At 72.0% G+C, this 10651-nt stretch carries 10 protein-coding genes; 5 read left to right on the forward strand and 5 right to left on the reverse strand.

What is annotated here, in order from left to right; translation table 11 throughout:
- Nucleotides 1-52: 52 nt before the first annotated feature.
- Both J1C73_RS30280 and dapE read right to left on the reverse strand, forming a co-directional pair.
- Entirely contained in the window at nt 53-802 is a 750-nt protein-coding gene (locus J1C73_RS30280) for an LOG family protein (protein WP_207319173.1), read from the reverse strand.
- A 96-nt stretch (nt 803-898) separates the two neighbouring features.
- Entirely contained in the window at nt 899-1978 is a 1080-nt protein-coding gene (dapE, locus tag J1C73_RS30285) for a succinyl-diaminopimelate desuccinylase (protein WP_207319174.1), read from the reverse strand.
- Nucleotides 1979-2013: 35 nt separating this feature from the next.
- Here dapE and J1C73_RS30290 point away from each other — a divergent pair, with 35 nt between their 5' ends.
- Together J1C73_RS30290 and J1C73_RS30295 are read left to right on the forward strand one after the other, a co-directional pair.
- The gene (locus J1C73_RS30290) at nt 2014-2958 is read left to right on the forward strand and encodes a hypothetical protein (protein WP_307797833.1); all 945 of its coding nucleotides are present in this window, start codon (nt 2014-2016) and stop codon (nt 2956-2958) included.
- Between the two features lie 287 nt (nt 2959-3245).
- Nucleotides 3246-3632 carry an ATP-binding protein gene (locus J1C73_RS30295; protein WP_207319175.1) on the forward strand — a complete coding sequence of 129 codons (387 nt, stop codon included), beginning with the start codon at nt 3246-3248 and terminating at the stop codon, nt 3630-3632.
- Between the two features lie 115 nt (nt 3633-3747).
- Here J1C73_RS30295 and dapC read toward each other — a convergent pair whose 3' ends face one another.
- Together dapC and fdxA are read right to left on the reverse strand one after the other, a co-directional pair.
- A complete protein-coding gene (gene dapC, locus J1C73_RS30300) occupies nt 3748-4845 on the reverse strand; it encodes a succinyldiaminopimelate transaminase (RefSeq protein ID WP_123461467.1) in 1098 nt (365 codons plus the stop codon).
- Between the two features lie 118 nt (nt 4846-4963).
- Entirely contained in the window at nt 4964-5284 is a 321-nt protein-coding gene (fdxA, locus tag J1C73_RS30305) for a ferredoxin (protein ID WP_018956287.1), read from the reverse strand.
- Nucleotides 5285-5401: 117 nt separating this feature from the next.
- Here fdxA and J1C73_RS30310 point away from each other — a divergent pair, with 117 nt between their 5' ends.
- Together J1C73_RS30310 and J1C73_RS30315 are read left to right on the forward strand one after the other, a co-directional pair.
- The gene (locus J1C73_RS30310; RefSeq protein ID WP_207319176.1) at nt 5402-6403 is read left to right on the forward strand and encodes a GNAT family N-acetyltransferase; all 1002 of its coding nucleotides are present in this window, start codon (nt 5402-5404) and stop codon (nt 6401-6403) included.
- Nucleotides 6404-6407: 4 nt separating this feature from the next.
- Nucleotides 6408-7247 carry a transglutaminase-like and tetratricopeptide repeat-containing protein gene (locus J1C73_RS30315; RefSeq protein WP_207319177.1) on the forward strand — a complete coding sequence of 280 codons (840 nt, stop codon included), beginning with the start codon at nt 6408-6410 and terminating at the stop codon, nt 7245-7247.
- A gap of 25 nt (nt 7248-7272) precedes the next feature.
- On the opposite strand, the gene J1C73_RS30320 is transcribed toward J1C73_RS30315, so the two are convergent.
- Entirely contained in the window at nt 7273-9288 is a 2016-nt protein-coding gene (locus J1C73_RS30320) for an elongation factor G (RefSeq protein WP_207319178.1), read from the reverse strand.
- Nucleotides 9289-9691: 403 nt separating this feature from the next.
- Here J1C73_RS30320 and J1C73_RS30325 point away from each other — a divergent pair, with 403 nt between their 5' ends.
- Complete coding sequence (locus J1C73_RS30325; protein WP_207319179.1) at nt 9692-10432, forward strand: hypothetical protein; 741 nt, start codon at nt 9692-9694, stop codon at nt 10430-10432.
- Nucleotides 10433-10651 lie beyond the last annotated feature (219 nt).

Here is a 10651-nt window from a genome sequence, read left to right on the forward strand (position 1 = left end):
GCCCGTGACAGGTGCTCCGACCCCGCGCCTCAGACGCCGGCGAGGCCGGTACTCAGCGGCCGACCTCCTTGGTCACCAGGGCGACCGCCTCGCCCACGTCGTCCGTGACGTGGAACAGCAGCAGGTCCTTCGCGGACGCCTTGCCCTGCGCGATCACCGTGTCCCGCAGCCAGTCGACCAGCCCGCCCCAGTACGCCGTGCCGAACAGCACGATCGGGAAGCGGGTGACCTTTCCCGTCTGGACGAGGGTCAGCGCCTCGAAGAGCTCGTCCAGCGTGCCGAGCCCGCCGGGCAGGACGACGAAGCCCTGCGCGTACTTCACGAACATCGTCTTGCGGACGAAGAAGTAGCGGAAGTTGACGCCGATGTCGACGTGCGGGTTGAGGCCGGACTCGAAGGGCAGCTCGATGCCCAGACCGACCGAGACCCCCTTCGCCTCCCGCGCCCCCTTGTTCGCCGCCTCCATCGCTCCGGGTCCGCCCCCGGTGATCACCGCGAAGCCCGCCTCGACCAGCGCCTTGCCGATCCGTACGCCCACCTCGTACTCCGGCGCGTCGGCCGGTGTGCGGGCCGAGCCGAAGACGCTGATGGCGCTCGGCAGCTCGGCCAGTGCGCCGAACCCCTCGACGAACTCCGACTGGATGCGCATGACCCGCCACGGGTCGGTGTGCACCCACTCCGAGTCACCCTCGGAATCCAGCAGCCGCTGATCGGTGGTGCCGGGCTGTACCTGGTCCCTGCGGCGCAGCACCGGGCCGAGTCGCTGTTCCTCGGGAATCCGTGCTCCCTCGGGGTTGCCCATGACCTGCTCCCTCCGACGACGTCAGAACCGCCCTGCGGCGCCCTGTCTCAGGCCAGCGTAGATCGCCGGAGGTTACGGACAGGGGAATGCCGGAGGTCAGATCGTGAGCCAGGAGCGGAGCCGCTCCTCGCAGTGGGTGATCCGCTCGACCGCCACGTGCTCGTTGCGCTTGTGCGCGAGGATCGGATCGCCGGGGCCGTAGTTCACCGCGGGGACTCCGAGCGAGCCGAAGCGCGACACGTCCGTCCAGCCGAACTTGGGCCGGGCGGTGCCGCCGACCGCGTCCATGAACGCCTTGGCCGCCGGGTGGGAGAGGCCGGGCATGGCCGCTCCCGAGTGGTCGTCGACGGTGAATTCGGCGACGCCGCAGCCGGCGAAGACCTCGTGGACGTGGGCCAGGGCCTCGTCGGGGCCCAGGTCGGGGGCGTAGCGGTAGTTGACGACGACGGTGCAGGCGTCGGGGATGACGTTGTTGGCGACGCCCGCCTCGATCCGTACGGCGTTGAGGCCCTCGTGGAACTCCAGACCGTCGATCACCGGCTTGCGCGGCTCGTACGCGGCGAGCCTGGCGAGGATCGGGGCGGCCCCGTGGATGGCGTTGGACCCCATCCAGCTGCGCGCCGAGTGCGCCCGCTCCCCCTCCGTACGCAGGAGGACCCGCAGCGTGCCCTGGCAGCCGCCCTCGACCTCGCCGTTGGAGCCCTCCAGGAGGACGGCGAAGTCGGCCGCCAGCCAGTCGGGGTGGGCCTCGGCGATGTGTCCGAGGCCGTTGAGGTGCGCGGCGACCTCTTCGTTGTCGTAGAAGACGAAGGTGAGGTCGCGGTTGGGCTCGGTCACCGTCGCGGCGATCCTCAGCTGGACGGCGACGCCCGACTTCATGTCGGAGGTCCCACAGCCCCACAGCAGGCCGTCTGCGTCGAGCCGGGACGGCACGTTGTCGGCGATCGGCACGGTGTCGATGTGCCCGGCGAGTACGACGCGCTCGGCGCGGCCGAGGTTCGTCCTGGCGACGACGTTGTTGCCGTACCGGTCGACGGTCAGGTGCGGGAGGGTCCGCAGCGCCGTTTCGATGGCGTCCGCGAGGTCCTTCTCCTCCCCGCTGACCGAGGGGAAGTCGACGAGCCGGGCGGTGAGCGCGGGTCCGTCCAGTGTGAGGTCAAGGGTGCTTTCGGCCATGGCTACGACCCTAGTGCCTCGCGTACGGTGGCCCCGTGCCCCGGACCGATTCCTCTGCCCGCCGACACACCGGCCGCAGCCGCCGCCTGCGCGTCGCGGCCGCCTTCGCCGTGCTCGTGGCCCTGGGCGGATATCTGACCGTCCAGTACCTGTCGGGCGGCCGGAGTTCCCAGCAGTGCACCGTGCGGTCGGCCGACGGCTCCTCCGGTGAGGGGCGTACGTACCGGCTGAGTCCGGAGCAGGCCGCGAACGCCGCGACGATCTCGGCCGTCGGCACCACGCGCGGGATGCCGGAGCGCGCGGTGACCATCGCGCTGGCGACGGCGCTCCAGGAGTCCGGGCTGCGCAATATCGACCACGGCGACCGGGACTCCCTGGGACTGTTCCAGCAGCGCCCCTCGCAGGGCTGGGGCACCGGGAAGGAGATCCTGGACCCGGTGTACTCGGCCGGGATGTTCTACCAGCACCTGGCCGACGTCCCCGGCTACTCGCGGCTGCCGCTGACCGTGGCCGCCCAGCGCGTGCAGCGCAGCGGTTTCCCGCAGGCGTACGCGAAGCACGAGCCGGACGCCGCACTCCTGGCGGCCGTGCTGACCGGCCGGACGCCGGCCGCGCTGAACTGCTCACCGCCGCGGACCACGGCCGGGACGGGCGATGTCTCCAAGGTCCGGGCCGCGCTGACCCGTTCCTTCGGCAAGGACGCGCTGCCGGCCGTGGACGCGGCGGACAGCCGGCCCCCGACGGCGGGCGCGACGGCTCAGGGCTCGCTCTCGGTGCCGGTGCGGCGGGGCGGCGCGTCAGAGGAGGGCGGTGCTCCGCAGCACGGCTGGGAGCTCGCGCACTGGGCGGTCGCGCAGTCCGAGGTGCTGGGCATCGACGAGGTCGCGTACGCGGGCCGGGTGTGGGACGCCGCATCGGGCTGGCGGACGGAAAGCAGGAAACCGGGCAGCACGGAGGTCCGTATGCGCTTCGTGCATTAGTGCGGCCGATCCCCCGCACAGGCGGTTCGGGCATTCCCCGGACGGCCTGCGCACAGGGGGTTCGCCCGACACCGTCGGGATGACCTAATTCCCTTGCGGACAAAGGGATGTGACGGCACATCGACCCGCCGGTGACCGCATTGTCCGCCCAGGTCCCTCCGTTGCGGATTATGTGACGCATTACCGACTCTTTACGTTGGTTCACCGCAACCTCCCCCGCCCCCACGACGGTTGTCATGGCGTCCGATCACGGACAGACAGATTCCACACCCCGTCGAAGGAGCATCATGTCCCTCCCCCTGACCCGTCGGATCGCCCGTACCGCGCTGCTGATCGCGGCGGGTGCGGCCCCCGTGGTCGGTGCGGCCGGTGCCGCGGGTGCCGCGGAGCTCCCGCAGGCTCCGGAGCTCGGCGGTCTCACCACCGTCGACGGCGCCGGTCTCGGCAAGACGGTCGACGGCGTGTCCAAGCAGGGCACCCAGACCGGCGGCAAGGTCGTCGGGACCACGCGGCCGGTGGCGAGCAAGACCCTCGGCGAGACGACCGGCAAGGCCGCCCCCGCCGCCGCCCGGACCGTCGGCAAGGCGACGACCGGCGGTGCGACCGGCGCCCTCGGTGACGCCACCAAGGGCGGCCTGCCCACCGACAGCCTGGGCGGCCTGCCGATCGGCTGACCCGCACCACGGCCGTAGGGACGCGCGAGGGCCTCGGGAGTGCGCACTCCCGAGGCCCTCGGCCGTTTCCGTCCGGGCCCAGAGGCTGTCGGGCGGCCTCGGACCGGGCGGCCTCTCAGCCCAGCCGCTTGACCGCCGCCGCCACCCGCTCGTCCGTGGCCGTGAACGCCACGCGCACGAAGCGGTCGCCCGCCGGCCCGTAGAAGTCCCCCGGCGCCACCAGGATGCCCAGCTCCGCCAGGTACGCCACGGTGTCCCAGCACGGCTCGTCGCGGGTCGCCCACAGGTAGAGGCTCGCCTCGCTGTGCTCGATGCGGAAGCCGTGGGACTCCAGGGCCGTCCGCAGGGCCGCGCGCCGGGCCGCGTACCGGGTGCGCTGCTCGGCCACGTGCGCGTCGTCGCCGAGCGCCGCGACGGCCGCCGCCTGGACCGGTGCGGGCGTCATCATCCCGCCGTGCTTGCGGATCAGCAGCAGCTCACCCAGGACGGCCGCGTCGCCCGCGATGAAGGCGGCCCGGTACCCGGCGAGGTTGGAGCGCTTGGAGAGCGAGTGGACGGCGACGACGCCCTCGTACGTACCGCCGCAGACGTCCGGGTGGAGCACCGAGACCGGTTCGGCCTCCCAGCCCAGCTCCAGGTAGCACTCGTCGCTGAGGACCAGCACGTCGTGCTCGCGCGCCCAGGCGACGATCCGGGTCAGCTCGTCCTTGGCCAGCACCTTGCCGGTCGGGTTGGACGGCGAGTTGAGCCAGAGCAGCTTGAGGCCGGCCGGGTCCAGCTCGGTCGGGTCGTCGTACGCGACCGGCTCGGCGCCGCAGAGCCGGGCGCCGACCTCGTACGTCGGGTAGGCGAGCCGCGGGTAGGCGACCTTGTCGCCCGCACCGAGGCCGAGCTGGGTCGGCAGCCAGGCCACCAGCTCCTTGGAGCCGACGACGGGCAGCACGTTCTCGTGCGCCACCGAGACCGCGCCGAGCCGCCGCTCCACCCAGCCGGTGAGCGCGTCGCGCAGCGCGGCGGTCCCCCACACCGTCGGATAGCCGGGGCTGTCCGACGCGGCGACGAGCGCCTGCTGGATCAGCTCGGGCACCGGGTCGACGGGCGTGCCGACGGACAGGTCCACGATGCCGTCCGGGTGACTCTCGGCCGTCGACTTGTAGGGCGCGAGCCTGTCCCAGGGAAAGACCGGGAGGCGGGAGGAGACTGCTGCGGACACGGATCTCTGCTTTCTCGTACGGGGTTCGGGCGCAGGACACGGCGGGAGCGCGGAAACACCTCGGTCCCGCACGGTGACGAGCCGTACGGGACCGGGGTGACGCACGTGCCGGACGCTGCTACTGGTTCTGCGGCGGCAGCGCTGCGATGAACGCGTGGTCGCGCTCGATCAGACCCAGCTTGGAAGCACCACCCGGCGAACCGAGGTCGTCGAAGAACTCGACGTTCGCCTTGTAGTAGTCCTTCCACTCCTCCGGGGTGTCGTCCTCGTAGAAGATCGCCTCGACCGGGCACACCGGCTCGCAGGCTCCACAGTCGACGCACTCGTCCGGGTGGATGTACAAGGACCGCTGGCCCTCATAGATACAGTCGACGGGGCACTCTTCGATGCAGGCCTTGTCCTTTACGTCGACACAAGGCTGCGCGATGACGTAGGTCACGCTGTCGTTCCTCCTCGGTAGGGCGTTGGCTCTCGCGCGGGAGCGCGGCGTCGTCGATGCCCGCATCTAGTATCTCCGTTCCCGGGCACGATCCGAACAGGAGGGGCGGACAGAGCTGTGGAATTCACCATCGGCGGACGGCTGGAGATCCGGATCACACCGGCTGACGTGGGCAAACGGGTCTCGGTCCGGCGCCTGCTCCAGGACGGTCCGCAGGGCCCGAAATTCACTGACACGGTCGGTGTTCTCACATCGTGGGACAACGGTGTGCTGTCCGTCACACCGAAGAGCGGTGAATCCATCCGCATCGTGGAATCGTCCCTGGTGGCGGGCAAGACCGTACCGTCCGCGCCTCCCCGCCGGCGCGGCCCGGCGGCCTCCTTCGGTGAACTCGCCGCGGTGTGCGCGCGGGCCTGGCAGCCGGTGGAGAGCGAGCCGCTCGGCGACTGGCTGCTGCGCGCCGCCGGAGGGTTCACCCGGCGCGCCAACTCCGTACTGCCGCTCGGCGATCCGGGTGTTCCGCTCGACGCCGCGCTCGCACGGGTGCGGCAGTGGTACGCGGAGCGGGAGCTGCCCGCCCGCATCCAGACCGCGACCGGCGCCGAGGGCACCCAGGAGGAGCTGTGCGCGGCGCTGGAGGAGCGCGGGTGGCGGCGCGAGGTGACGGCGCAGGTGCGGATCGCGGCGCTGGCCCCGATCGGCGATCTGGCGGCCGAGGTGTCGCGGGTGCGGTTGAGCCGTACGGCTCAACCGGCGTGGCTCTCCCGCTACCAGCGCTTCGAGACCCCGGGCCCCGAGGTGCCGGCGGTGCTGGGCAGCGGTCCATCGGTGTGGTTCGCGACCGTGCCGGGTGACGCCGGGGACGCCGCGCCCGCCGCGATCGGGCGGTGCGTGGTCGACGGGCGGTGGGCCGGGTTCATGGCCGTCGAGGTGGCTCCGGAGCACCGGCGCCGGGGCCTTGCCACCGCCGTGATGACCGCGCTGGCCCGGCAGGCGATGGACGAGGGCGCGTCGGCGTCCTGGCTCCAGGTGGAGGCGGAGAACGAGGGCGCCCGTGCGCTGTACGACGGGATGGGGTTCTCGACCCATCACCGCTACCACCACTTCCGGCCGGCGTAGCCCGGTGGCTCCCGAGAGGCACGACAGGGAAGAGATCCGCCGCCGGTTCGCCGCTCAGGCGCGGGCCGAGCGGCCGGACCTGGCGCTGCTCTGCCTGCTGCTGGGCGCGGAGGCGGATCCCGCGCTGGACGCGAACGGTACGGACGCGGCGCAGATCGAGCTGGACCGGCTCGCCGGCCTGCTCCCGTACGGGCTGCGCGGCGGCCGCGCCTGGGCGTCCGCGCTGGCCGAACTGCTCGGTGAGCGGTGCGGGTTCGAGGGCTCGTCGGCGGACTACCAGCGCCTTGAGTCCTCGCTGCTGCACGAGGTGCTGCGGCGTCGGCGCGGGCTGCCGATCCTGCTGTCGGTGGTGTGGATCGAGGTGGCCCGGCGGGCGGGCGCTCCGGTGTACGGGGTGGCGCTGCCGGGCCATTTCGTGGTCGGTTTCGGCGATCCGGAGGAGCGGGTGCTGGCCGATCCGTTCGCCGGTGGCCGTCCGCTGTCGGGCCAGGACGCGGAACTGCTGGTGGCGGGCGCGACCGGGGAACCGCTCGATGCGTCGATGCTGGTGCCCGCGCAGCCGCTGGAGACGGTGCTGCGCATCCTGAACAACATCCGGGCCTGGGCGGCGGTCCGCCCGGAGCGGACGGACGTGGCGCTGTGGGCGGTGGAACTGTCCCTCCTGCTGCCGTCGCACCCGGCCCGGCTGCGGTACGAACGGGCCCAGCTGCTGGTCCGGAGCGGGGAGTTCCTGCGCGGGGCGGCGGAGATGGAGGAGTACGCGGACGTGGTCGCGGACGTCGAGCCGTCGGCCGCGGAGGCGCTCCGGCGCAGCGCACGGGCGGCCCGGGCCCGGCTGAACTGAGCCGGGGCCCGGGGCCGCCCCGCCGTCACTCGCCGGACGGGCCCGGCCCCCTCAGCGCCGTACGCAGCAGGTAATCCTTCCGGTTGAGCGGATCGCGGTCGGTGCGGGACCGCTGCGGGAGGCTGCCGATGACCGGCCGGTGGGATGCGAACGCGGACTCCAGCACTCCTTCGCCCCGGGTCAGCGACGGGAGCCGTTGCTGTAGTTCGTGCACCCTGGCCACCGGGATCTCGCCCTCCAGTACGCAGAGCGCGCCGTCCACGGACGGGGGCCCCGGGACGGCCGTCAGGTGGGCGAGGACCGGCAGGAGCGGGCCGAGCGCGTCCGCGGGGAGTTCCAGCCGGAACCGGTGCATCGGCTCGTACACCGTGGTGCCGGCCTGCTGGAGCGCGGCCATCAGGACCAGCGGGGTCAGATTGCGGAAGTCCCCGGCGGTGCTCGACATGGTCTTGTCGAAGGTGCCGTGCGAGTGGCTCTGGCGCGGCCAGTACCCGGAGTGCGTCATGGTGACCGTGCAGTCGGTCACCCGCCATCCGTACAGGCCCTGTCCGAGCGTTTCGAGGACGGTCTCCTCGACCGCTCTCATCAGGGAGTACGGCATGGAGCCGAGCTCCACCTCCAGCCGGTAGTCCACCCCGCTGCCCATAGGGGCGGGGTCGACGCGCAGGCCGACCGTCGCCAGAAAGGGATTGTCGTCCTTGTCGATGATCTCGAATGCGGCGCCGGTGCCCGACGGCCGTTCCAGACAGATGGTCGTGGTTTCGCGGAAGGTGACGTCGATACCGAACTCCTCCGCGAGCGTCGCCTCGATGACTTCCTTCTGCACTTCGCCGTAGAGCGATACGGACACTTCCTTGCGGATGTCGTCCTGGCGCAGATTGATCAGCGGATCCTGCTCGGCGAGTTGCGCGAGTGCGAAATGCAGTTCGCCCCTGGGGACATGCGGGGCGGGGACCACCACGGATTCCAGTGTCGGCGGGGCGAAATGGTGCTCCGCCGCTTTCCGTGCGACACCGACCGCATCACCGATCCGAATGCCCGTGAGCCCCCGGAGCTTCGCGATCCGCCCCGGCCCGACCGATGCGCCGCGGATGTCCGAACCGTGCGCGAAGACGTCGATCCCGGTCACCTTGCCCTCGCCCGCGGCCGCCGGCCCCTGCCCGAACGGCAGCCGGTCGCGGGTCCGTACGGTCCCCGAGAACATCCGGACGTACGCGAGGGACTCGCCCGCCGGGCCGCGTTCGGCCTTGAAGACCGTGCCCGACACCGGCCCGTCCGCATCGCCCTGCGCCGCGGGCAGCAGTTCCTTGATGCCGCTGGTCAGCGCGGCGATTCCGGCGCCTGTCACGGCCGAGCCGAAGTACACCGGATGGACGAGCGCCCGCCCGGTCTGCGCCGCCAGCTCCTCGTGCAGCCGGGTGTGCGCGATCAGCTCCCCGCCCTCGACGTACGCGGCCAGCAGGGCGTCGTCGTGCACGGTGAGCAGGTCCGTCAGCCGGTCGGTGAGCCGGTGGTCGTCGGCCGCGTAGGACGGGCAGTGCGCGTCGCGGGTGCCGAGACCGGTGACGGCCGGTCCCATCGCGACGGCGTTCGGCGTGAGCTTCGCCGCGATGTGGCGCAGCACCTGCTCGTACCGGGCTCCGGCGCGGTCGGTCTTGTTCACGAAGACGAGCGTCGGAATACGCAGCCGCTGGAGCGTCCGCATCAGGACCCGGGTCTGCGCCTGTACGCCCTCCACGGCGGAGATGACCAGCACGGCGCCGTCGAGCACGCTCAGCACCCGCTCCACCTCGGCGATGAAGTCCGGGTGACCGGGGGTGTCGATCAGATTGACGGTGACGTCGTCGATATCGAACGAGACGACCGCCGACTTGATCGTGATGCCGCGTCGCCGTTCGAGCGCGAGGGAATCGGTCTGCGTGTTCCCGTCATCCACACGGCCCAGCTCGTCGATGATTCCGGCGGTGTGGAGCAGCCGCTCCGTCAGGCTTGTCTTACCGGCGTCGACATGCGCCAGAATGCCAAGATTCAGCGTGTGCACAGAACTCCATGCTCTCAGGGGTGGGGTGAATTCCCGTCTGAACGAACATGTGAGATCGGCGCATCGATATCTCCTGGTCCTGTAGGTCGTTGCGGCCAGTACAGCAGCGGGCCGGCCGGCGGTGCAAGCGAGTTTCGGGGCGCCGGGACGGCCGGAACGGGAGGAGCCCGAGTCGGCTGACGGGCACTCCGGAGAACCCAAACATCGCTTCGGCGCGGCGTGCCGCCCAACGGGTGAATATCCGTTCTTCGCCACTCGATGAGCCCATGCCGTAGCTCCAATGCGGGACTCTCCGATGGCGCGCCGAGGAGTTCCGGCTGACGGTGGATCACGTAGCTACTGCGCCACCCTGAGTCGACGCTCCGTCACTCTTCGCAGTCGCGACGAAAGGAAATGTGTTCAGATGCGCTCTGCCCGCACGCTGTTCGCCTCGGCCGCCGCCATGGCGGTCCTCACGATCACCGCTCCCTCCGCCTACGCCATGACCATGGCCGGCGACGGGGAGCACGACAACGGCTCCTCCTCCCGCAGTGAGGACCGCGGCAGGTCCGACGAAGGTGGCAAGCACAACGACGAGGGCCGCGGCCGGTCCGACGAAGGCGGCCGGGGCGACCGTGACCGGGGCGACCGCGACCGTGGTGACCGCGGCGACGAGGGCGGCCGGGGCGACCGTGACCGGGGCGAGGGCCGCGACAGGCCCCGCGGCGGCATTCACGCCGGTGGCGGCGCGCTCGCGATGACGGTCGCCAAGGTGCGGGCCGGCAATGACGACGAGGGCGGCCGGGGTGACGAGGGCGGCCGCGGCGACCGCGGCGACGAGGGCGGCCGGGGCGACCGTGGTGACGAAGGCGGTCGCGGCGACCGTGGTGACCGCGGCGACGAGGGCGGCCGGGGCGACCGTGGTGACGAAGGCGGTCGCGGCGACCGTGGTGACCGCGGCGACGAGGGCGGTCGCGGTGACCGTGGCGACCGGGGCGACCGTGGCGACCGCGAGAAGCCGCGTGGCGGCATGCACACCGGTGGCGGCGCACTGGCCACGACCGGCAACGGTCTGGCCGCCGGTTCGCTCCTGCTCCTCGGTGGTGTCGGGGTCGGCGCGTACAAGCTGCGTCGTCGTCAGGCGACGGGCGGCGCGATGGCCTGACCAGGCCGCACCGCTCCACTGTCGCGGCCGCCGTCCCTCAGGACGGCGGCCGCGGCGCCTTCGTTTCCCCCGCGTCCTCCCGCGTCCCACGCCCCGCAGACGAAAGGCACGCTCCCATGACCGCCCCGCAGTCGCCCAGTTCCTCCGCCTCCCAGGCTGCCCCCGACACCGTCAAGCTCCGCCGCGCGGCTTCTCGCGGTCGCCACGGCCACCCTCGTC

Source organism: Streptomyces laculatispora (genome assembly GCF_017353455.1).
GTDB lineage: Bacteria > Actinomycetota > Actinomycetes > Streptomycetales > Streptomycetaceae > Streptomyces > Streptomyces laculatispora.

Bases quoted from the DNA above. Each gene is read 5' to 3' on its own strand.
- J1C73_RS30280 (WP_207319173.1), bottom strand. From the start codon at position 802: ATGGGCAACCCCGAGGGAGCACGGATTCCCGAGGAACAGCGACTCGGC.
- dapE (WP_207319174.1), bottom strand. From the start codon at position 1,978: ATGGCCGAAAGCACCCTTGACCTCACACTGGACGGACCCGCGCTCACC.
- J1C73_RS30295 (WP_207319175.1), top strand. From the start codon at position 3,246: ATGTCCCTCCCCCTGACCCGTCGGATCGCCCGTACCGCGCTGCTGATC.
- J1C73_RS30325 (WP_207319179.1), top strand. From the start codon at position 9,692: ATGCGCTCTGCCCGCACGCTGTTCGCCTCGGCCGCCGCCATGGCGGTC.